Source organism: Spirosoma profusum, assembly GCF_014699005.1.
Lineage (GTDB): Bacteria > Bacteroidota > Bacteroidia > Cytophagales > Spirosomataceae > Spirosoma > Spirosoma profusum.
Map to the genome: position 1 here is coordinate 82,400 of NZ_JACWZY010000022.1, position 23,943 is coordinate 106,342.

At 47.4% G+C, this 23,943-nt stretch carries 19 protein-coding genes; 2 read left to right on the plus strand and 17 right to left on the minus strand.

Annotation, left to right across the window (positions count from 1 at the left end; translation table 11 throughout):
• Positions 1-33 precede the first annotated feature (33 nt).
• The 10 genes from IC229_RS22935 to IC229_RS22980 form a co-directional block, all read right to left on the minus strand.
• Entirely contained in the window at positions 34-825 is a 792-nt protein-coding gene (locus IC229_RS22935; RefSeq protein ID WP_190889362.1) for an SDR family oxidoreductase, read from the minus strand.
• 9 nt (positions 826-834) lie between these two features.
• Entirely contained in the window at positions 835-1,590 is a 756-nt protein-coding gene (locus IC229_RS22940) for a phytanoyl-CoA dioxygenase family protein (RefSeq protein WP_190889363.1), read from the minus strand.
• 95 nt (positions 1,591-1,685) lie between these two features.
• Positions 1,686-2,363, minus strand: a complete 678-nt coding sequence (locus IC229_RS22945) for a DapH/DapD/GlmU-related protein (protein WP_190889364.1) — start codon at positions 2,361-2,363, stop codon at positions 1,686-1,688.
• Positions 2,364-2,387: 24 nt separating this feature from the next.
• On the minus strand, positions 2,388-3,890 hold the full coding sequence (locus IC229_RS22950; RefSeq protein ID WP_190889365.1) for a hypothetical protein: 1,503 nt from the start codon (positions 3,888-3,890) through the stop codon (positions 2,388-2,390).
• A gap of 60 nt (positions 3,891-3,950) precedes the next feature.
• Positions 3,951-5,231: an MFS transporter gene (locus tag IC229_RS22955; RefSeq protein WP_190889366.1), complete on the minus strand. Its 1,281-nt coding sequence runs from the start codon at positions 5,229-5,231 to the stop codon at positions 3,951-3,953.
• Positions 5,232-5,378: 147 nt separating this feature from the next.
• Positions 5,379-6,041, minus strand: a complete 663-nt coding sequence (locus IC229_RS22960; protein WP_190889367.1) for a fibrobacter succinogenes major paralogous domain-containing protein — start codon at positions 6,039-6,041, stop codon at positions 5,379-5,381.
• 8 nt (positions 6,042-6,049) lie between these two features.
• A complete protein-coding gene (locus IC229_RS22965; protein ID WP_223834146.1) occupies positions 6,050-7,510 on the minus strand; it encodes a hypothetical protein in 1,461 nt (486 codons plus the stop codon).
• A gap of 155 nt (positions 7,511-7,665) precedes the next feature.
• On the minus strand, positions 7,666-8,961 hold the full coding sequence (hisD, locus tag IC229_RS22970) for a histidinol dehydrogenase (RefSeq protein ID WP_190889368.1): 1,296 nt from the start codon (positions 8,959-8,961) through the stop codon (positions 7,666-7,668).
• A gap of 27 nt (positions 8,962-8,988) precedes the next feature.
• Entirely contained in the window at positions 8,989-10,470 is a 1,482-nt protein-coding gene (locus IC229_RS22975) for a RagB/SusD family nutrient uptake outer membrane protein (protein ID WP_190889369.1), read from the minus strand.
• Between the two features lie 30 nt (positions 10,471-10,500).
• Positions 10,501-13,680 carry a SusC/RagA family TonB-linked outer membrane protein gene (locus IC229_RS22980; RefSeq protein WP_223834147.1) on the minus strand — a complete coding sequence of 1,060 codons (3,180 nt, stop codon included), beginning with the start codon at positions 13,678-13,680 and terminating at the stop codon, positions 10,501-10,503.
• A 524-nt stretch (positions 13,681-14,204) separates the two neighbouring features.
• On the opposite strand from IC229_RS22980, the gene IC229_RS22985 reads away from it, so the two are divergent.
• Positions 14,205-15,407: a sialidase family protein gene (locus tag IC229_RS22985; protein ID WP_190889371.1), complete on the plus strand. Its 1,203-nt coding sequence runs from the start codon at positions 14,205-14,207 to the stop codon at positions 15,405-15,407.
• A gap of 76 nt (positions 15,408-15,483) precedes the next feature.
• Positions 15,484-16,383 (plus strand): hypothetical protein, encoded by a 900-nt coding sequence (locus tag IC229_RS22990; RefSeq protein WP_190889372.1) that lies wholly within the window; start codon positions 15,484-15,486, stop codon positions 16,381-16,383.
• Between the two features lie 40 nt (positions 16,384-16,423).
• Here the strand turns inward: IC229_RS22990 and IC229_RS22995 are convergent, their stop codons facing one another.
• From IC229_RS22995 to IC229_RS23025, 7 genes are all read right to left on the minus strand, one after another.
• Positions 16,424-17,293, minus strand: coding sequence for an AraC family transcriptional regulator (locus IC229_RS22995; protein ID WP_190889373.1), 870 nt, complete (start codon positions 17,291-17,293; stop codon positions 16,424-16,426).
• 201 nt (positions 17,294-17,494) lie between these two features.
• Positions 17,495-18,850, minus strand: a complete 1,356-nt coding sequence (locus IC229_RS23000; protein WP_190889374.1) for a hypothetical protein — start codon at positions 18,848-18,850, stop codon at positions 17,495-17,497.
• 234 nt (positions 18,851-19,084) lie between these two features.
• A complete protein-coding gene (locus tag IC229_RS23005; protein WP_190889375.1) occupies positions 19,085-20,164 on the minus strand; it encodes a dipeptidase in 1,080 nt (359 codons plus the stop codon).
• Between the two features lie 8 nt (positions 20,165-20,172).
• Entirely contained in the window at positions 20,173-21,153 is a 981-nt protein-coding gene (locus tag IC229_RS23010; protein ID WP_223834148.1) for a 3-hydroxyacyl-CoA dehydrogenase NAD-binding domain-containing protein, read from the minus strand.
• Between the two features lie 12 nt (positions 21,154-21,165).
• Positions 21,166-22,467, minus strand: a complete 1,302-nt coding sequence (locus tag IC229_RS23015) for an aspartate aminotransferase family protein (protein ID WP_190889376.1) — start codon at positions 22,465-22,467, stop codon at positions 21,166-21,168.
• On the minus strand, positions 22,464-23,435 hold the full coding sequence (locus tag IC229_RS23020) for a 3-hydroxyacyl-CoA dehydrogenase family protein (protein WP_190889377.1): 972 nt from the start codon (positions 23,433-23,435) through the stop codon (positions 22,464-22,466). The genes IC229_RS23015 and IC229_RS23020 overlap by 4 nt, the downstream gene beginning before the upstream one ends.
• Before the next feature lie 11 nt (positions 23,436-23,446).
• Positions 23,447-23,833, minus strand: a complete 387-nt coding sequence (locus IC229_RS23025; protein ID WP_190889378.1) for a RidA family protein — start codon at positions 23,831-23,833, stop codon at positions 23,447-23,449.
• Between the last annotated feature and the right edge of the window lie 110 nt (positions 23,834-23,943).

Genomic DNA, 23,943 nt, shown 5'->3' on the forward strand with positions numbered 1-23,943 from the left:
TTCACGTTAATTTAGCATATAAATGCTTTACTTTTACCAACTCGTCCAGCCGCCGTCGACCATCAGATTGTGCCCAGTAATATACGTAGCAGCATCCGACAACAGGAAAGCTACCGATCCGGCAATTTCGTCAGCCTTACCGACCCGACCCATCGGTGATTTTTCGGCTAATCGTTCGACGAAATCTGGGTACGTCTGCTGCACGGTTGGATTGGGAAAAGGTCCGGGCGAAATGCAGTTGCACCGAACATTACGTTTGCCCCAATGAACTGCCATATATTTGGTCATCTGGATAATTCCAGCTTTCCCAACCCCATATTCGAGCGGGTTTTTGTTCATCGGTGATTGATAAACCTCAGGATTAGGCGAAACGACGCCATACATACTGGAAAATGAGACAATACTACCTCGTTTCTGCTGAGCCATCTGCTCGCCGACTGCTCTGGTGAGTACAAAAGTGGATGTGAGGCCGGTATGATTTACCTGATCAAATTCGGCTACCGACAGATCTTCCATCCGTTTGGCGGTTGACGCGAATGTCAGATTCACCAGACCGTGTGGTACGTTACGTTCCTGAATCTGTGATTGCACAAACGTATCAAGCGCTTCGCAATCGCTCACATCCAACGTAGCAGCCGTTACGTTCGGCGATAGAGACGCTTCATCTATGAATGTCTTACTACGTTCCCCCAAATCAACGCAAAGTACAGTTGCGCCCAGCTCGTGAAGCAACCGCACAACGGGCTGGCCCAGATACCCGGCTCCTCCAAATACCCAAATATCTTTTCCAGAAAGATCAAACGGTCCTCTTTTCGGTGTATCCATTACGTTGGTTTAAGCAGTTTGGCGTTCAATCGCCAGATTTTTAAGATAGGCTTCTTTAGCCATCAGATCTTCTTTGGCCGAAACGCCAAAATAAACCAGTCCAATAACCCGTCTCGAACGGGTAAGACTATTATTTCCGTCGGCCCGGTGAATGGTCATGCCATGATGAGCCAGTACGTCGCCCGCTTTGGCAGGGACAGCCACCTCGTTTTTTCTATCTACGTCGGTTCCGAAATCAACGATTGTCTGCGAAAAACCCAACGTAGCATTTTTGCCGTGTAGCCGCATACCCAGCCGATGAGAGCCTTTTACGTAGCGCAAACAGCCATTATCAAGATCTACATCTTCCAGAGGAATCCAGAACGTAACGGCCTGGGGTGGCGATAGCATAAAATAGTACGCATCCTGATGCGGTGGCGTGGGCTTTCCTATTCCCGGCGGTTTGTTGAAATACTCTACATCTCCTTTGGCTATCTTTTCACCCAGTACGTGTTCAGCCAATTTCTCAAATCGACTGCCATTTAGAAGGATGCTGAAAAAAGGATCGTAATCGGATAAGTGAAACAATTGCTTCAACGACGAAGGATCGTTTTTCACTTCAAAAAAAGCATGATTCTCAGGCATTGTCGGTACTACGTTCCGGATGAACGCCCATACTTTTTCGTTCAATTCCTGAACTTCTTCCTGACTAAGAAAGCCCGGGATTGCTACGTAGCCATTTTGATCGAAATCGTCTTTTAGCTTCGGGAAATCAATCGATTTCATTTGATAAATAACATGAATTTGTGGCAGTATTTTTTGTCATCCTTCAGCACCGGCCGCCCGGTTGCATCAGGATGACAAAAAATACTATTCGTTACTCAGGCTTTCCCCGGATACTCTTCGTCCATCCACGTATAGTCGTCGGGGCGGTTGTCCCACAAATCCAGGCCACAAAAAATCTGTTTTGGATCATTACCCTGTCCAAATTTTTCAGGAAGTGGACGGAATTGTGCGGGCACTCCGTAAGCTAGTGAATTGGGTGGGATGTCCTGAAGTACTGTGGAGCCAGCTCCAATAAAGCAGTTATCGCCAATGGTGACGCCGGGACCGACAGTTACTCCCCCACCGACTACTACGTGATTCCCGATGGTCGGTCCCTTTACACCGGATTCGCGCATAGGGAGTTTGGCGTTCAGGAAATTGGCTCCAGGTCCAATAAAAACCAAATCACCGATGATTGTGCGGCTTGGCAGGTAAACATGAGCCATGATCTTCACACCTTTACCGATGGTAAGTTTGCCCTCCAACGTAGCACCATGCAGAATAACAACCCGATCCCCAATCTGGCACTCGGCACGTATCGTTACGTTATGACCGCAACTAAATCGGTCGCCAATAATGGAGTCGGCATAGATGACGGTTCCGCTATGAATCCGGGCACGGTTACCCAACTTTAGCGGTTCTTTCCAGCCGGGGTATTCATAGCCCAACATAACATTCGGGCCAATTTCGGCGTCATCTCCCAGCAGGCAGTTTCGCATATCGATTGCATTCATGGGTAATAGGAATCAGATGACAGACTAGCGGGCAAGTTGAGCGATTTTTTCAATGGCCAACGTAGCAGCCGTATCACCACCCGGCGATTGATAAGGAGGTGTTTTACCGCGATACCTAAAAAAGCCTGCCTGATATTCCCGGTCGTCGCAGGAGCTGCTATCAGGAATATAGCCGTAATTGCTGTCGGTATAACCCGCCGTGAGTACGCAGGGTAGGGCGGCTTCTTTTTTAATCTTTAAGCCCGTTTTGACAAAAGGTTCAAACGGGAACCCGACAAAGCCAACATCACCGAAACGGGCAACCGATATGGTAATCGGCATTTCGGTTGGTACATTTTGCAACTTGTTGGTTTTATGCTGCTCCAGTGCCCATACGTACCAGGGTCTGACGGCATCAACCAGTCTGGCCCGATAAGGCGGAGTCAGTGCTTTGGGGAAGTTCATTCCTACACATTCGTACGTATTTTCATCACCTGCATTTCCTCGTTTGATAAAATCGTCAATCAAATTAAGGTCTTTCTGTAGACTCTTTTGATCAGGCAGAGGAGCCAGAGGAATTTGTACTGTTTCTCGGGTCCATTCCATACCGGTCCGTTTGGATTTATGGAGCGATTTAGCTGCAATAATGAACGCATCACCAAGCTGATCACCGAGCAAACGTGCCTGATCGATGGTGCCAGTCAGCATGTGTTTGGCATTAATATCTCCAGCGAAACCCTGCAAAAACGCGACGGGAACTCCACCCAGATAGTTCGACAATTTTTCAGAAGCAGTCTGCGGAAATTGCCCATAGCTAATCATTTTCTCAGGATTGTAAGCGGCTACAGGGTGACCTGTAAAAAGTGAAAGAGCGGCAACTGGTTTATCAGCCTTGTTTTTCAACACGACAACCATCGCTTCGGGATCGATCACACCAATATACCCCTCCCCTGCCAACATGCGGTCTTCTTCGCGCATGAAATACGTTTTCCCATCAAGACGTCGTCCACGCCGATTATAAGTAATCCGGTTTTCTTCCGCAACGCCCCATTCGACAGTCACAGGTTCTAATGTCTGAGTAAGCTTATTTGCCGACTGCTGAAGCTTTTGTAGAAACTCCTGTCCCAACTCCCAGCTCATATAATGGGGTGTTTTGAGGTCAGGCTTCGCAGTACTGTCGACAAGTAAAAAAGGAATGGTATGGCTGTGGGAAGAAGCGGTAATGATGGCCTCAGGAGAAATCTTTAAGGTTTTCGACAGAATAGAAACACAGGCGTTCCGCAAGACCTTGCTTTCGACACCAAAAGGAGACGACAGAAAACAGAGTTTATTCGGCCCTTCTTCAAATAGGAGAATGGTAGTTTTTAGATCGCCATATACCGCTTCAATCATGTTCCCGGATTTACTGTGGCTGGCGGGCGTACCTACTTTGGGCGTTACCGAGAATGTCTGCGCGGAAGCCGTTAGCCGAACGTCTCCACCGACGACCGAATTCGTCAAAAATGTCATTAAAAGAAAAACGAAACTAAAACCATTCTTACTTTTCATGGCTGAATCGGTTGTCTGGTTATATAAGATTCTCGCTTATTACTCGTAGAAATCAACCTGTTAATTGACTGGTTCAGGGTTAATCTGGGGAATTTTCGACTTCCTCATACTGATCTGATAGGTTCGATACAACAGAAAAGCACAGAGTAGCATAACAACGGCCGCTACCTGAAACATAAAGCTCAGGTTAACATGGGCATCCCGTAACACGCCCCCAGCATATATACCCACACCGCCGATAACGCAACTAAACAGGTTCAGAATACCGTATCCGGTTGCCAGATATTTACGGTCGGCCACCATCGATAAAATGGGCATCATATTGGCATCGATGAAAGGCCTGGTGAACGCATAGAGTAAAAAACCAGCAATGGTAATCCAGAGTACACTAGTCTGGCTGCCCAGGAATATGCCGGGTGTTGCCAGCACTAATCCAATAGCGGGTACGATGATCCGGGCTTTAGGATTAAACTTCGTCCAGAAATCGGCAATGGCACCACCAGAAAGTACACCAACTAACATGGCTGGGAAAAAATAGCCAGTGGAGTATACGCCCGCCTGCGTTTGTGTAAGGTTGAATTTTTCCTGGTAGAATGTCGGCAACCAGCCTGTAATAATCCAGCTAACAACACCCAAAAGCCCCCAGGCTGCAAGAGCCATTACATAAGCCGGTTCTTTAAACAGCTTTTTCACAGCATCTCCAAAACTTATGCCATCGGCCTTGCCTTGGAGACTTACTTCCTCAGTTTTAGGCGCTTCTTTTAGCGAAAAGAAAAGCACGATTGCATACCCGATACCGATTGAGCCAAATACCGTAAATGCATAATTCCAGGAGTTATTTTCGGCCAGCCAGGCGCCAATAAATCCAAGGCTTTGCCCCACATAAACGCCTGCCATATGAATTCCGGTTGCCAGCGATTTGGTTGCGCCTTTGTGGTAATCGACGATCAATGCAACCGCTGCGGGAATATAACAGGCCTCGCTGATACCCATCAACGCTCTCGTTACCAATAACTCTTCATACGTAGTAGCGCGCGAGGTTAACCACGTAACAACCGACCAGATAAATAAACTGCCAATAATAACCCGGCTTCGATTAAACTTGTCGGCCAGATAGCCAGCGAAAGGGCTTAACAAGCCGTAGATCCATAAAAAAGTAGAGGTCAGCAAACCAAACTGCGCATCCGTCATTGGGATTGTTTTCAGGATCGACAGGCGCATGGTCGTAATCATCATCCGGTCGAGGTAATTCAAACCGCCTACGAGGCAAAGCATCAGAACGACCAGCCATGCGTAGGAAAATAATTTTGGTTTGAAGTCGCTTACCTCGTTACTACTCATAATTGTTGCGAAATGATAATGGCTACTGAATCAGCCCAGTAATGCCAATTCTGAATGAAGCAAACTTAACCTGAATACGTATCAACTGCCTGTATTTTTCGGTGGATAACTGATACTATTCTTCAGAAGGGCCAGCGAACAGGGTATTCATTGTGAATCTTTCACCAGACGTACCGCCAGACCGGTTGTCATCACAAAACTCGATTTTCGCACACGGGAATCTTTATAAGATAAACTCCGGCAGTAGACGTTATCGACAAGATATTTCGTGGTACTCCACCAATACCCAGCCGAACCAGCTTCGAAAAATGGCCCTCCATATAAATGAGATCCTTCATGACTGCGGTATCCGCCGGGAAGTGCGCCAAACTGGCTTGTGTTAGTCCCATTTCCTCCATTTTTCCAACCTTCTTTTGCTTTCAGGCTTTTTCCGGCCTCATCAACCCCACCTAACTGCTCGATCAGTTTATTCCATTCTTCATCCGATGGTACGTGCCACCCTTCGGGAGCTAATTTGCGTTTATCGACGACCGCCCAGAAATTGTACAGTTTGCCATATTGTTTTCCCTTCTTCGGATCATTTCCAACGTAACACCAGGCCGGTTTACCGTCAATGCAGGCTTTTTCCCAGGCGTCATACGTATTGGCTTCAAATACGGGCTCGCCATTCCGAAACTGACTAATATTCAGATTCTCAGTGGTCCATTCCTGCGTCCCAATCAGCGCCGATTTAAGGGGAACAGTTGGCACTGGACTTCGCATCGACATCAATAAGAATATAGCAATCCACCAACTACGTATTGAATTCATAATCAGCGTTATTTAAAGCGAATGGAATATAAGTCCGCATCTTTGAGGTAAATACGCAGACGAACAGGTTTGGAAATCAGTTTCGACAGATCCGAATTCCCATCCCACGATACCGTTCTGGCGATTTCGTTGCCAACCAATTCCTGCGAATCGAGCAATGAATAACCCGGAATATCCTTTCCATTTTCATCCTGAATGGCGATACGTATCTCCCCGGCTACCGAGGTTGAATAATTGATTTCGAATTCTTTACCTGTAAAGGTGAACGCTTTCGTTGTGAACGCTCCGCCTTTATATGGCCCCTTGACGGAACTAAATCCATCGACACGTAGCGAATAGCGTTCTAAATGCCCCGTTGGTTGCGCGTAATCCTGATTCACGTAGAGCGACATCTGGTCTTTTCCGGTGGGTACTACGTTCAGCGAAGGGTAATTGGTACGTGCCGACCAATGGTTCAATCCAATGGCGGGACGAATAAACGCTTCCATAAACGTACGGTCATATACGTTCCCGCCCCGCGAACTCATTAAAAACGGTTCCGATAACCCTTTATGCTGGCTGGGGTCTACTTTCAATTCCTGCAATTGTTCCTCAGTCATTATCTGGCGGTGGGGAACAAAACGCGAACCGATGGCGATGTAAATGTGCGGAGCCCTGAAATAAGGACTGGTTTGCTGGGTATATAGATGCTCATGGGGCGTATTCCCATATGACATTTCGACAGCTTTTGTCCAGTGAATAAAATCCGCTGACGTAGCACGACTTACCGACCGATACCCCCGCTCGCCGGTACCCGTCCAGGAGCGAAAATAGCAGACGTACTGCTTCTCAAGTTCCGACCAGAATGGTACGTTCTGCGAGTCGAGCAAACCCTCCGTAATGGCTGGTTTTTCCTGCATTTTTTTCCAGTGAATCCCATCGGCAGATATAAACGGGACTAATCCACTCTTATTCGTACCGCCGAAAGCCTTGTATTTCTGATCGGGTTTTGCGGCCGGATTTTTATCGATAAACGGGCAAAAATTGTGGGTGAAGGGTGCTTCGTCTACCACTACGTTGTTGTCTTTCGAGCCATTGACATCAATAATCCCCAACGCCGGTTTTTCCCACGTTATACCATCTTTCGACTGCGCGTAACACGTATTCTCACTAAATTTGCCGTCACTACGTTTATAACCGCCCCGATAATAAGCCCGAAGAAGGCCATCATCAGCCAGCAACGTGATGTAAGCTGGGGTTGTACTTTCCCAGGGCTTGTCAAAAAAGAAAACCGGGCCTTCATCGCGGGGATGATGCAGCACCAACGTAACATCTTCCATTTTGTCAATCAGGTAATGATCGACAAAAATTTCCCGTCTGGTTCCCAACTCGATACGTTCTCCGGCAAGGGGTATTTGTATCCATGCGAGGCTGCATACCGTAGCAGCTACAATCATCCATCCGAGACCAGTGAGTTTTCGTTTATGCATCGGGATTAACAGGCTATTTGACTACGTTGCTCATTCACTGACAATATGTTACGTTATTTTCTTTGACATGCTGACGAAGGAAGTATCTTAAAGCATCCAAATGAATTAGTAGGGAAACGTTAAGATGCTTCGTTCCACAGCATGACAAAATCGCTTCAGTGACCAACAGGTTCTGCTACGTCTCCATAGCGCCGTACACGTAGTGCAGCCTGTTCTTTGTGCCCCATAAATCCTTCAATTTCACAAAGGCGCATTCCATACTCGCCGATGGTGACACTGGCTTCCGGCGTGCATCGCTGATACGTGCAATTCTTCAAAAATTTACCGACCCACAATCCACCGGTGTACCTGGCGGCCTTATTGGTCGGCAGTGTATGGTTCGTACCGATTACTTTATCGCCGTACGCTACGTTGGTTTCCGGCCCCAGGAAAAGAGCGCCGTAGTTGGTCATGTTTTCCAGAAAATAATCTGGATTTCTGGTCAGCACCTCTACGTGTTCGTAGGCCAATTTATCGGCTTCAACTACGGCTTCCTGCTCATCCGCAACCAGAATTATCGAGCCATTATCCCGCCACGCTACGCTCGCAATATCGGCCGTTGGTAACACCTGAAGTTGCCGTTCTATTTCCACCAACGTTTCGTGAGCCAGCTTCTCGGACGTAGTAATTAGTGCGCCCGGAGAAGTTGGCCCATGTTCGGCCTGGCCGAGTAAATCGCAAGCAACCATTTCCGCATCAGCGGTTTCATCGGCGATGACCAGAATTTCGGTTGGTCCGGCAAATAAGTCGATGCCGACTTTACCGTACAACTGACGTTTTGCCTCTGCTACGTAGGCATTGCCCGGCCCAACGATGATATCGACAGGCTCGATGGTTTCGGTACCTACGGCCATTGCGACCATAGCCTGCATACCGCCTAACAAATAGATTTCGTCAGCACCGGCCAGGTGCATGGCCGCAATCGTAGCGTTGGGAATTTTCCCTTTGATGGGTGGTGTACAGCCAATTACCCGCTTCACACCGGCCACTTTGGCCGTCAGAATACTCATGTGGGCCGATGCGACCATTGGGTAGCGGCCACCGGGAATGTAGCAACCCGCGCTGTTGACCGGGATATTTTTATGGCCCAGAATGACACCTGGAATCGTTTCTACTTCTATATCCCGAATGGAATCCCGTTGCTGCTGGGCAAAAAAACGAATCTGCTTCTGGGCAAACGTTATGTCATCAATAACCTGCTGCGGAACCGTTTGGATGATTTCGTCAATTTGTTCTTTACTCAACCGGAACGACTCCGGACTCCAGTTGTCAAATGTTTCCGAATACTTCCGTACAGCCGCGTCGCCATTGGTTTCGATGTCTTTAATAACATCACTGACAATGATTTTTACTTTATTGTCGGCTTCCTGAAGTTCGGTTTCGCTTTTACCCTGTTTAATGATTGTGGCCATGAATTGTCGGCTGTGATTTTGTAAGAGTTAATATCCTGGGTTTTGCTTCACTTTTGGTTCAAGGCTCAGGATTGTATTCTGAATGGGAAAAAGCAAGGCGCTTTCCGTTTTACCTTTCAATAGCGGGACTTTTTCCAACGCTTTTCCAAAACGAACCAGATCCCACCAGCGCTTGCCTTCCTGAAGCAATTCAAATAAACGCTCCTGCAAAATGGCTTCGTCGTTACTCGCCTGCGTTCCATTTACGAACGTATGAGCTGCATACGTAGCGCCATAAGCCCGTTTTCTGATTTTATTGATTTCTACCGACGGATCGCGACCAAGGCCGTTCAGGATTTCGGCTTTCATCAATACGATATCTCCATAGCGGTAAAGGATGTAATCATCATACATGGTTCTGACACCACCGTTGATGACGCCGGGCCATTTCTGATCCAGTACGTAGAGTAAACTAGTTACGCCATCCTTCGTCTGAGTGACCTCGATCAACGTAGCAGCCTTACGCAAATCGTCTTTACTGAACTGATCGGCGACAGCTTTAGAAATCTGCCAGTAAGCATCTTTCCCGCCCAACGGGAGTAGCTTGTTGATCACGGCCTGATCCGTAAATGGAGCTTTTGGGGCTGTTAGTTCAGGAACTCCGCCATAAACCGACCTGGCCGACGATTCACCCACCTGAAACCGGACTGCCATAATGATTTCGTTATTTCCTTTGTTATTGAAATCGAAAATCTTCGTGTAGTCGGCCAATAGTTCGAGTCCACTCGTGGCTTCCAGCTCAGTGATAGCTGCTAAAGCTGTCGTAAAATCGGCGGACCCTCCATTTAACCGCTTCGCTGTCCACAAGAACACGTCGGATTTCAAGGCGTTTACCGCTGGTTTTGACCATAAGGTACGGCCCGCTGGGAACGTAGCAACCGGGAAAAGTGAAAGTGCCTTTTCAATATCCTGTTTGATAAACTTAAACACGTCGGCCTGCGGTGAGCGTTCGCGATAAATTATAGCAGGGTCGACCGTTTCGGTAGGTTGATCGATCAGAATCAGATCGCCCCACGTTTTTGTCATCGTGAAATAGATGAAAGCCCGCATGGCATAGGCCTGCGCCAGTATCGAATTCTTTTCGGCCTCCGTCGGGAACGTAATGGTTGGTACGTTCTTGATAATCAGGTTCGCATCCTGAACAACTGAGTACATGGTTGTCCAGTCAGGACCCGCGTTGACGGTGCTCAGGTTGTTGGTGAAGACGTAAAAGTTAATCGACGGATCGAAGCCAAAATTCTGAACGTAAATTTCACTACGTCCCTCTCCCCAGACAAATAAATTGGTGGCGGCCTGGGATCGCATTCGGACATACATCCCATTTAACGCGCCCTGGGCGTCTTCTTTCGATTGCCAGAACGACGCATTGGAAATCTGGCTGATGGGTTTCAACGTCAAGTCGTCCGTACAACTCGACACGATCATTACAGTTACGAATGCGTAGACCAGTTTTATAGCTAATGATTTCATAGTCAATTCGATAATGAGTTGGAAGGCGACTTAAAAATTGGGTGAAATCTGAACACCGAATACAATGTTTCTCGGAACCGGGTAGCGACCATTATCCGTACCGCCCTCTTCAGGATTCAAGCCGGTAAACTTGGTGAAATACAGCAGATTGCTAGCGGCCAGATGAAGCCGAACGTTGCTGAGTTTAATGCGTTGCGTCATCGTCGTCGGGAAGTTGTACGATAGCGCTATTTCTCTGAGACACAGGAAATCACCGGGTTCATAGTAGTTCGAATTGCCCCGCCAGAGATTCTGCTTCTGGTTCTGATCGGCCCAGTAGTAACGGGGAATATCCGTTACGTCGCCCTGCTTCTGCCATGACCGGGTAACGGCTTTCGAGATCGCATTCTGACCAGAGAAGTTTCCTAAAACGCGGGCCTTGGTTTCGTTGTAAATCATGTGGCCCAAGGTGTAATCGAAACGAACGGTCAGGCCGAAATTGGCAAAGCTAAACCGGTTCGTTACGCCACCTGTCCAGGTTGGGAACTGATTTCCCATATAAATCCGGTCGCGATCATCAATGATTTTGTTATTGTCGATGTCACGCCAGTTCACATCGCCACCGCTTTTGGTTTTATCGGTTCCCACCACAAGCATATCGGTTGGACCTGCCTTAGCCGCTTCGTCGGTAGCGTAGATGCCCAGTTGTTGGTAGGCAAACATATCGCCGATACGTCCTCCCTCCTGCAATCCACCTTTGAAATCGTAGTCACCCAGCGCTTCGTCCCAGATGTTGATACCTCCAATTCGGTTGTTCTTGATGCCGTTGCTGGGTAGTTTGATGATTCTGGTTTTAACATAAGCGGCATTCAACGAAGCGTTCCACTGGAGTTTCGATTGGGGCGATAAAATCTGCGCATTGAGGTCGACTTCAAATCCTTTGTTTTCCAGGCTTCCCAGATTGGTCAGAATGCTGGTAAAACCCGTCGAACGTGGCAGGGCCAGATTGGTCAACAGATTGTCGGTCACGCGTCGATAGACATCCACAATCAGCGACAAACGATTGTTAAAAATACCCGCATCGAAACCGACGTTGAAGGTTTTCGAGCGCTCCCATTGCAGGGCAGGGTTCGCTAATGTCGAATTGTAAATGGCGGCATTTCCCATATACCGATCACCGACCGCGTAAGCTCCCTGTGCCTGATAATTGCCAAGGCCGCTGATATTCCCGTTGACACCATAGCTGGCCCGGAGCTTCAGCGTCAGCAAATTAGCTGGTATACCATCCCAGAATTTTTCCCGGTGCAAATTCCAGCCCATCGATACGCCGGGAAAAAATCCCCACTTATATTCCGCCCCAAGGTTCGACGCGCCATCGTAGCGGCCGTTAATGGTCAGGAGATACTTTTGATCAAAATTGTAGTTTAGTCGACCGAAGTAACCGTACAGCAGCAGAACCGATTCATTACTGGATACGGCCCAGGGCGTTGCCGACGCATTCAGCGTTGGGATAAGATCGGTAGCCGCGTTACGTCCCACTGCCGATAAGCTATCCGTCATCGATTTGAAATAAGAAAATCCGGCAGTGGCTTCAAAATTATGAATGTTACGTACTGATTTCAGGTACGTTAAAACGGCATCTGCCTGATTCTGTACTACGTTCTGCCGCGATATGATAGCTTCACGATCTGTGTTGAGAATGAGCGGGCCGTTCAGATACGATTTAAGAAAACTCCGGTTGGAAAACGTGTTACTGACCCGCGATATCTGCGGCCGAAACGAAAGTCCGGGGATAATGTCCCAGTTAGCTCCGGCGACCATGATGTAATTATCCCGTCTCCGTTTAGCATCGTAGCGGCTGATGTAATAAGCCGGATTCCCATTGGTAAACAGACGACCGGGCGCTAGTGAACCGTCCTCAAACTGGTATTTCGACGTTTGGGCCGTATTAATGTTGTTTTTGAAAACAATCCCCACGTTAGGCACCTGACTATCTTCTACGTTGGCATAGTTCAATCGGGCGAAAAACTTCAGCGTTTTTGTTGCCTGAACATCGCCATTCAAGTTGAACGACAGCCGGTTATAATCGGTATTGATCGCAATACCCTGGTTCTTCAAATAGCCCAGACCCATGCTGTATTTGACCTTTTCGGAACCGCCTGAAATAGACAGATTATGATCGTGGCTGTACGCTCTTCTGAAAATGGTTTTCTGGAAATCGGTTCCTTTGAAAATCAGCGTTTTCGTCGGGTCGAGCGGATCGGCAATGGTCTCCCATTTAGCACCCCACTGGTCGGCGGGACGACTTAATAGGTTCTGATTTTCCGGCGTCAGGTACATGGTCGTGAACGCCGTATTATTGGTCAGGTCGTTCGCCGTTCCACCCGCATTTGACTGCGTGAGCGATGACAACACGCTGGGTGTGCGCGCACCACTGGCCGCCAAACCGAGACGCATGAAATACACGAAGTCCTTGGCATCAGCCAGTTCATATAATTTACCAACGTCCGACGAACTAAGGTTATAACTGTAATTAATCTGCATGACGCCTGCTTTCCCGGACTTCGTCTCGACAATAATTACCCCGTTTGACGCTCTGGCGCCATAAATCGACGTAGAGGCCGCATCTTTCAAGACCTGAATCGACTCAATATCATTCGGGTTGATATTGTTCATGTCGCTTCGAATAACACCGTCGATAACGTAGAGCGGGCTGGCTCCATCGGGGTTATTGATGGACGTACCACCTCTCAGAATGACACGTGGCGGATCTCCCGGCTGGCCAGACGTACTTTGCACGCGCAAACCCGGAATATTACCCTGCAAGGCCGAAGCTGGGTTCGCGTAGGTTAAGTTCTGGAAAACCTTGTTGTTCAGCTTAGCAATCGACGTAGAGACCGTCTCTCTGGATTGTGAACCATAGCCAACAACGAGCACTTCTTTTAAGGAAGCTACATCTGCTTCGAGCGCTACGTTAATCTGCGTGTTATTACCGACAACAATCTCCTTGCTTTTGTAGCCGATAAACGAAAAAATAAGGCTTGTACTTCCGTCCGGGACTGTAATCGTAAACATTCCTCTGGAATCTGTCGTGGTTCCGGTAATGGTTCCTTTCACCTGAATGTTAACGCCCGGCAACAGATCATTTTTGTCGTCGGTTACCTTTCCAGATACTTTTACACTTGCCTGACCCAGCGCAAACTGCGCAAAAAAGCACAGTAGCGTTAGCATGACGGTAGCCTTCCCTAAAGTAAGTTTAAATAAAATTTTATTTTGCATAACAATAGGCGTACAAGGTTTTGCGATATGAATGTTAAGCAAAACTAATGAGTACAAAATCCCTGTTCTGCTACTTTTGTGTGCTTTTATAGTACTATTCTTCATAAGTAATCTGTGAGCACCCGAACAACGGAGGAAGGCTAATTTTTACCTGATTTACAGCGTTTGTGAAGCTTGGATTGAGCGCAATCGGGTAGCTTTTTTAGCAGAAAACAACGATAAACGCCTTTAAAATCATCAACCCGTTTCCCGATAACGTATTGATTCTGTCAGTTCAGTTAATATGATCTATCTGCTATTCTTTGAAAAATAGTGTCATAAAAGCAGTCAATAGTAGCAGACTTAAACTGACGGGAACTTTAGTTTTGCTTTAAGTCAAGATTCTATCATTACGTTCTTGTTATTCTGAACGAACGCTGCTTATCAATAACAGGAAGCCATTCTTTAACTACAATCCTTAGCCCGAATCGCTACTCATGATCTCAAAAAAAAATACGCTCGGTTTTCTTTGGTTTCTTTCTTACCTGATTTCGCTTTGTACTACGTCCGTCGCGAAAGACGTAGCGTTTGCTTTTCGGCCCGATAGTATACCCGGAGTCCGCAAGCTGAAAGATTTGATCATTTATAAGGATAGTGTGTTCTTTTCCGCATTTCCCTCGATCGTTAAACGTAGTAACGGCGAGCTTCTTCTCGCTTTTCGGCGGGCACCAGACCGTAAGGGTTTTGGCGAAAAAGGCACTAACCATGTCGATCCGAATAGCTATCTGGTCGGCCTTCGATCGAAAGATGGCGAGAACTGGCCCAAAGAACCCGAACTGATCTATGCTCACGCATTTGGTGGTTCACAGGACCCGTGTCTGTTGCAGTTGAAAAATGGGGATATTCTCTGTGCCAGCTACGGGTGGGCGTTTGTCCGGCCTGACGGAATTCCTAACTTAAAAAAGCCTTACTTCGAGACGAGCGGAGCCATTTTTCTGGGCGGTTATCTGGTTCGCTCAACCGATGGCGGCAAAAGCTGGCAGGGGCCGATATACCCTCCGCATCTTCCGGCTGAATTAAATTATAGCGCCCTCGGCGAACCACTTCCCCCCGCTAACCGAGGGGCTTTATACGAAGGTAAAAGCGGACGTATTTACTGGGTTGTCGTAGCTAATGATCAGAAGGGGCCATATAAATCGTCAAACTATTTACTTGTTTCGGACGACAAAGGGCTTACCTGGAAATACGAAAGCGTAGTAGCCACTGATGATAAAGCGTCATTTAACGAAGCCTCGGCTTACGAAACACCGAAGGGTAATATTGTGGCTTTCTTACGCACAGCTAACATGGACGATCAAGCCTGTATTGCTCGCTCAACGGACGGCGGAAAAAGTTTTAAATGGGAAAAAATGGGCTTTCAGGGCCATCCGTTGCAAGCGCTACGTTTGCCTGATAACCGTGTATTGCTCGTTTATGGCTATCGGCATAAACCGTACGGAATCCGCGCCCGAATTCTGAATGCGGAATGTACCGATTTTGCCACAGCCCCCGAAATGACCCTTCGTGAGGACGGTGGTGGCTACGATATTGGCTATCCCTGGTCAGTACAGTTGGATAAAAACCGGGTATTGGTTGTCTATTACTATAATATCGATAACAAGACACGACATATCGCCGGAACAATTCTGGAAATCAAGTAAGTACATTCTGCTACGTATTAGTTTTCACTACGTTCAAATGAAGTTAATACATTCCTTTTGGGGAATTCTTTTCCTTATGATAGCCACAGAAAGAAGTGCCGCTACGTCATCTGTAAAGCCAGACTCACTACGTCAGGTATGTCTACTGGAATTAAGGAATCTGCTTCATACGCAAACTGGCTGGATTAAAGTACATGCTGCCGAATATCTGCTCTGGGCGAATGAACCAGCGAGTGTTCGGGAGGTGTATTTAGAGGAATTACGTCGCTTCGAAAACGAATCGCCCTATCGGATCGGAATCTGGCGGGTTTTGGCACAGGCCGCAACAGATACAGCCGAAAAAAATAAATGGATTGTACGTATCACGACCGCTTTTATAAATCCCGACGGTCCAGATCGGGTCCATGCTGCCGAAAGTCTGGCAAAGCTTGGCGTCTCGCCAATGAGCCTTGACCGTAAAGTAACTCAGGAGGCACTGGTCAGCCCTAATGGAGCGTTGGCACTGTATACTCTTTGGGGCACTACGTTATCTGACGACGCTACGTCTGTTACGTCGAAACGTAGCAAATTTCTGGAAATGGCTTTGAACCAGCATGAAGACGTAGCAATACGTCGGTTGAGTGCTTTTATATTACGTCGGCTGGGCGATTTGAACGTAGCAGACTGGACTAAATTGGCAAATGCTACGTTAATAGAACCCGTTTCGTCTGGTATTCGGGTCAATCTTCTCCACGCTGCAATCGTAACTAGTCCAGCAAGTGAAAAGCAAACGATACCTTACTATCAGCTTCGTACAGAGCTTCTTGCCGTTCATTCGACTTCGCTTACCAGCGACCTGCTGGAGTTGATTGCGGCCTTATCACAAAAAGGCGAATCCACCGACGTAGTGGTTTTGCTTCCGTACCTAAAACATGAGAACGCCGATGTGCGCGCTGGAGCAGCATACGCCGTTTTGAAGATTATTCAGAGAAAATAGAAGTCGCCCGGTACAATGACAAAATTGTGCCAGGCGACTTCTACCGAATGATCAACGTTTTTCGGTAATCGCTGGGCGTCATCCCTTTCAATTTTTTGAACTGTCGATTGAAATTTGCCAGGTTGTTGAAACCGCATTCGTAAGCTACTTCCACAATGTTACGGTCGTGTTCGGAAAGCAATTTACAGGCGTGGCCAATTCTGACCGTCGTCAGGTATTCGACAAAAGTTACCCGGAACTGCTCCTTGAAAAAATTACAAAATGCCGTAACACCCATATTTCCGACTGCCGCGATTTCTGACAGGCTGATATCCTTATCAAAATTCTGCATGATGTAGCCCGTAATTTTTTTGAATCGGTCGGAGGCACCGTACTGAAAGTTTTGCACAAACCGTGGGCTGGCTAAAAAGTCGTATTCTGTCGTATTGGACATGATATCGAATATCTGCAACAGCGCCGACAACCGTGGCAGACCATTCATAGCGGGCATCTGTTTGATCAGCGTTATGATTTTTTGCCGCGTTTCTCCATACAGAACCAACCCCCGATCCGCCAGTTTCAATACCTTCCGAAACTCCTTCATTTCAGGAATATTCATAAAAAATTCCCCCAAAAAATCGTCTGTAAAATGGATGACGAGTGCATCCGCTTTATGCGTGGCCTGCCGCTGTAAATAGATTGGGTCATTAACCCAAACATGGGGCAGTAACGACCCCATAAAAACCAGATCGTCTTTTTGAAAGTAACCGATATGGTCGCCAACCATCCGTCTGCCCGTACTTTCGTTTATCAGAACAAACTCATAGTGAGGGTGATAGTGCCAGGGAGCGGGAAAGAAATCCCCTGTTTCCCGAAAAACGATAAACGATTTGTCGACATCCTGAGGCAGATGAACTTCAACCGCTTTCATAGACTTTGAAGCTGTTTAAACTTTAGTAATAATCCTTATTAAAACGTCAATTTCGAGTAGTTCGAACGGCGCGAATGAGCAATAAACACGATAATAAGGGTACAAACAAAGCTATGATTGAAATCTGAATTTTACTTCAGTTGACGTATGAGGAATGGATTTATACTCTTCCTGAGAAGCAGTTTTTGAATCGGGAAGAAATCAGAGCTGTTGCAGGAGTTTTAACAAATGCTCCCGAATTTGTTCCTCGGAGCCGGAGACCAGACAACTACATCGGCACCGCCAGGTTTCATAACCTCCTTTAGCCATCTCCGAAGCAGGCGGAACGTAGCCGACATTTCCATTGGCCAGGCTAATTGTAAAATAGCTCTTTCCTTTTAACTGCTTTTTCAGGTATAATCCGGTTTCAGAAAAGAATTCACCCGCCAGGGCTCCAATCAAACCTGTGCCAATTTTAATAGCCTGAACAGGTGCCTTTTGCTGATCTGGATACTCATTGAGCAACAATTGCTCGCGGGCATAAATTTGCCGTAACCCTTCCTGATTCGGAATAATTGTCTCGTAACGACTTGTCGAAACAATCTGACGGGCCCGTTGCAATTCATCCGCGCTGGGTTTGGAAGTTGCTACGTCTACTAAGTCATACAGCGATTTTAATTCGGAATTGGTCTGCCATTGAAGGCTAGAAACAGACTCAACCACGCGTTTAGCCAGATCGGAGCCAATTAACTTACTTTTTTCAAATAGTTGGTTTGGATAATCTTTAGTACCCAGGAAATCCCAGATGTTTACGTCGCCACTGGTTCCATTACTCATCATGCCAACAAACTGGTCATCCGTTTGCAATAGCTCTGCAAGAGTGTTGGAAAATACGCCAAAATAATCGGCGGAGATTGTTCCATCTTCCCAGTCGCCGACGTAGTGCAGTGAGTAATTGCCCAAAATGCTAATCCAGGAATTGTCCAGACCTTTTACTGCCAGATAACTGAGTTCAGGATCAGTTGGAGCATTTCCTGCTTCGATCAGCGATTCAGCACCGAATGGGTTGGTTTTCACCTGATCAAATCCATCCGAAACGGGATTAGGCAACGGATAATCAGCTGCCATTTTATACCGCCGACATAGCACGTGTTCCGGCGCATCGACCGAACCGAATGCAATCTGAGCAGGTTTTAAACGTCTCAACGCCAACTCTACAGATTTTACGATCAGGCTGGGAAGTTTTTTGCGATAAGCAGGGTCCATGCTTCCCAGATGTACATCTGCCACCGATCCGGCTGCATGTGTATGGGTGCTGGAGATTAAAACATTGGCAACTGGAATACCTGTTTTAGCCAAAATCTCAGCTTTCACTACGTCCAGAAAATCCTGTGTCATGACACAGATATCGACCACCACTATGGCCACAAACGTATCATTACGCTTCAGAACCAGCGCCTTGGCATATAAATCATCGTGGATATACGTAGCGTAATGGGTAATAAAATCGCCGTTTATCCGGGTGCCTAAGGGTGGAGTCGTTTCGACACGCGCAGCGCCTGCTTGAAATTGAGTCATGGGAATAGTTTGTTTCGGCTGATGAAGTAGTGGGCGTTTATCAACGCCCTTTGCTACGTTAACGTGAGCTACTGATAATCTATAGGTTAACCAATTGGTTTACAATAAGTGCTGACGCATAGGGCTTCGACAGGCTCAGCCTGACAGTCCACTCAAAGTTGTTGACTCAAGTCGATTTGTCAGGCTGCCCTATGCGTCAGCAACACGCTAACAGGTCCATAATTCACGTTTACGTTAAGCCCAGGCTTTTCTCAAAAAACGGAGCCAGTTTTGGCTAAAGATGTTATCAATGTCCGCATCAGAATAGCCTCGTCGCGACAGAATTTGCTCGAACTTTTGCAAATCAGCAATCGAGTTCAAATCCCAGGGCGATTGTTCGGTTCCGAAAATACCGTCCAGGTCGCTGCCAATGGCTACGTGGTTGCTGTTACCTGCGATCTGGCAAATGTGATCCCAATGGTCGACCAGATTTTCCAGTCGAATATTCAACTGCCACGGGTCCGAAACCATGTCGATAAAGCGGATATCCATCGCCCAGCAATCGAGCATTCCACCAATAACAGCTCCTCGTTCGATTAGTCGTCGGATTTGATCATCAGTGAGTTGACGCTGGTTAGGTACAATCTTGCGGACGTTGTGATGGCTCGCCCAGATAGGCCCTTCGTAGAAATCAAAAACCTGATCAAAACCTTCATCGGTCAGGTGGGTCATGTCCAGAATCATATTCAGTTTGGACATTTCCTTCATCAGCTCAAAACCCTTTGGCGTTAACGGGCCTTCTGATTTCGTTCCGGGCGCATACCGGCCGGGACCAAAATGCGACAATCCAACTGCCCGTAACCCATACTCATAGGCTCGATGCAGATACGAAACATCGACCAGCGAATCTGCCCCTTCCAGACTTAAAATATAGCCAATCGGCTTCGTTTCATCAGCGATCGAATCATCATTCCAGAGCGCCAGATGGGTTTCCAATGCCTGGAGGTTCGTAATCTGTACCATTTCGCCCAAAGCCTCCATCTCACGATACCAGGCGAGTTGAGCCTGCGTCATGGCCCATGCCTGCTGTGGAGAACGCCATCCCGTCAGTGCGTTACCAAATGGCGCGTGTCGAGCTAACTGAGTGGCCACCACCAGGCCAATCCGACCTTTCCGTAGCTCCGGCAAACAAACCGTACCTTTTCCACGGTCATTTTTATCGGTCATGTTCATTTCCAGTTGCCGAATCTCCTGCAAGGGCCGGGTTAGATCCCGATTCCATTCGATGGCATTCATGGACAAATCCAGATGAGCATCAACGATCAGCCTTCTCATCGCTACGTCTAATTGACTTCGTTTTTTACCGGCTCAACTACCTCTTCTGACTGGGAATCGAAGGGATACTTTTCCATCAACTCGCTGATCTGAAAGCTGAATTGGCGGGTGAGATTCGCCCATTTTTCCGGTTCACCAGGTTCATAGCCATAAAATCCTTTTCCGGCGTCCATTCCTACGTCATTCGCCTGAATTCGTTGCGTGAAGAAATCAGGAAGGTTTTGGCTGGTCGATAACTCTGGGTTTAAGTCCTTCATAACCATGCCATAAGCATACGTTCCCATTAAGTCCATGTAACGAAGATTCCCCGCAAACGGCAGATAGTACCCAGCGTCATTGCGGCACGCCCGATCAATGTCTTCTACAGATGCGTAGCCATTTTCAACCAAATAAAACGCTTCCCGAATCAGGGCAGCCATCAATTTCATACGTACTCCCGTTTCGCGCTGAATCACATACGGGTCTTTGCCCCAACGCTGCCGGGCCATTGTTGCTACGTAGTCAATGCAGGATTTGCGAGTAGACTGATTGGCAATAATTTCCAGAAAGAACGTAGTATGGGCCGGTTCCGTCCAATTGACGCCGATGATACGTCCGGGTTCTGCTACGTTCTCTTGTAGGGAACGTAACGGAATGCTTTCTGTATTAACCGCAATGATCGTATTGGCTGATATATTCTTTTCTAATCCGCTGATTGCCTGTTTCTTGACAGCCAGATTCTCTTCTGTAATGAGAATCGCCAGATCAATATCAACGCTAAAATCAGGCTCTTTTCGGATGATTAAATTACTGTATGCATAGTTGTTGCCTTCATAGGTACTACTATCCAGTCTGTGGCGATCCGTAATCGTTTGGGCTTTTGCTACGTCAGTTGTACTAAGCATTACTGTAAATCCTGCTTTTTGCAAACAGGCAGCAATACTGTACGTCAACTTATCGCTTCCCAGCAGAAGAATCGTTTCCTTTGGCGAGCCCACTACGTTCATCATGATGTGGTTAACTTAGTTGATTTTCTGGAGCACCTTGCGGGCTGTATCGATAGCCAGGTGGATGTCTTCTTCGGTATGCACGGCACTAATATACCACAAGCCACGCCCGATAATTCGAACGCCTTCGTCGTGCATGGCCGCAATAAATTTGCCCAATTTCGCTTTATCCACAGCAAGGGTATCCCGGTAATCGGTCATTTTTTCTAACGTAGTAAAGCTGATGCAAAACATCGGGCCCGGCCCTTCTACCAGCAACGGCTGACCCGTTTCGGAGGCCGCCTGCTTCAGTCCTTCCATCAGTATTTTGCCAAGTCGGAACATGCGCTCGTAGGGTTGCTCATGTTCAAGAACCGTTAACGTAGCGAGTGCTGCCGCTACCGTCGGATTACCGGCGTTCATCGTTCCGGCATGAATTACTTTTGCCTGTTCGATTAATTGCATCCACTCGTATTTGCCCACAATGGCGCTGATCGCGTAACCACTGGCAATGGCTTTTGCGAAGATGGACATGTCAGGCGTGATGCCAAAATACTGTTGAGCGCCACCCAGCGAAAGTCGAAATCCGGTGATGACCTCATCGAAAATCAACGCAATACCATATTCCGTACAGATTTCCCGCAATCCTTCGAGGAAACCCGGCTTCGGTTCGATACAGCCGTTGTTACACATGATGGGCTCCGTAATAATCGCAGCTATTTCCTCGCTACGTTCCGCAACTGTTTTCCTGACCAGTTCCAGATCATTCCAGGGCAGAATAATAAAATCGTTTTCTACACCTTCCGGTAGCCCTTGTGTCCACGGAAAAACGGCCGGATTTTCCCGGCTACCCAAAGCCTCAACCGAAGGTGCTGAAATGCCCCAGCAGACGTTATCCAGCCAGCCGTGGTAATGCCCTTCAAAACGTAAGAATTTGTTACGTCCTGTTTTCGCTCTGGCTACCCGAAAAGCCGTCTGAACGGCTTCTGAACCATCCAGACAAAAGCGCATCAGCTCGGCCGAAGGAATGATTTGCTGCAACTTCTCCGCCAGTTCTATTTCACGAATGTGCTGACCAGCAAACAGTTGCCCTTTCTGTGAGTATTCCGTAACAGCCTGCAAAACCTCTGGATGCGAGTGGCCTAAAATCAGAGGTCCCTGGCTTAAGGTAAAGTCAAGGTATTCGTTTCCATCGACATCGTAAATACGGCTTCCCTGTCCATGCGTGTAGAAAAGGGCGTGCGGATGATTGTATTTCCGAAATTCTGAAGAAACACCGCTTGCCAACACTTTTTTGGCCCGTTCCAGCAACGTCGCAGACTCGTTGTATTGTCTCATTTTAGGTTTAGTTTGTCAGCAGAATAGTCGGCAGCGAGCTGACAGATATCCAGATTAAACCGGGTGAATGCTTCCTCCCACTGTTTGCCTTCTTCACCCTCATAGGGGTAAAGACCCTTGTTATTATGAACACCCCTGGCATCCTGTTGTACCATCTGCTGCATCAGCCTGGGTACAGTCGTTGAGTTACTTAATTCAGGAAAAACGGTGTTCAGAATCGTGTCAAAATCCTTGAAACCCGAATAGTCCATCCGGCGAAAAATACCCATCAACGTCATCCAGGAACCGGCGTCGTAGCGAAACGCTTTATCGAGGTCTTCGGGAGTGGCATTTCCCTGTTCGAGCTGATGGAAAATTTCGCGGTAAACAGCGTACATCAACCGATTTGTAATGAACCCGCGAATGTCCTTTTTAAGCAAGGTCGGTTCCTTCCCCCAGCAATGAGCAAGATCGAGAATATGGTTGGCTTTTTCGGGTGAAGTCAGATTTCCACAGGTGATTTCAAGGAAGCGGGTCATAAAGGCGGGTTCCGCCCAGTGAATACCCAGAAATCGTTCGGGGTAGCTAACGTAACGCTGGAGGGTGCTGATTGGGATGGCCGACGTATTACTGCTAACGATACAATCCGGGCTCACAACTGAGGTAATTTTCTGATAAACAACCGATTTGATATCAACATCCTCAATCACACATTCGATCACTACGTGGCAGGATTTCAGGATGGCGTAGTCTTCGGAAATCGTCAGCAATTGCCAGTAGTTTTCAGCATTTGCAATCAACCCGGCTTCTTCGCACTGCTTTAGCTGATTAAAAATTCGCTCATCAGCTTCCAGAGAATCCGCCGGAATTGGTGCGACCGCTTTCACCGGATGGCCGGCAATGAGCAAAGCGGCAACGATACTACTTCCCATAAGCCCCAAACCGACGACGCCAATGTGGATCTCTGCTACGTTGAACGGGCTACTCATCAGGTGTGGATTCAGGCGTTTGGAAGTCTTACGATGCAGTCGATTTCAACTTTGAGGTTTTCGGCCAGCACGGATTGTACCGTCGTTCGGGCGGGTTTTATGCCGGGAAAATAGGATGCATAAACGACATTGTATCGGTCGAATTCATCGATATTGGCCAGGTGAACCGTGCATTTCACTACGTTCTCCATTGAGCCGCCCGCAGCCTTAATAATGGCCGCAATGTTGTCTAATGTTCGAGCAGTTTCCTCTTCAATCGTGCCAAGAACGAACTGCGAGGTTTTAAAATCAACAGCCGCTTGTCCACTTACAAACAGGAAATTATCGACGATAACGCCATCGGAATAAGCGCCGGTTGCAAAATCAGGATCTCGATCTGGATGGACTACCTTTTTCACGAAAAAGAAAATATTATTTTATGAAAGATCTGCTTTACAAAAGTACGTACCGCCGTAATAAGTGTTCTTCTACTTTCTCATGGATTACTAATACTATTTTTTAGTAGGCT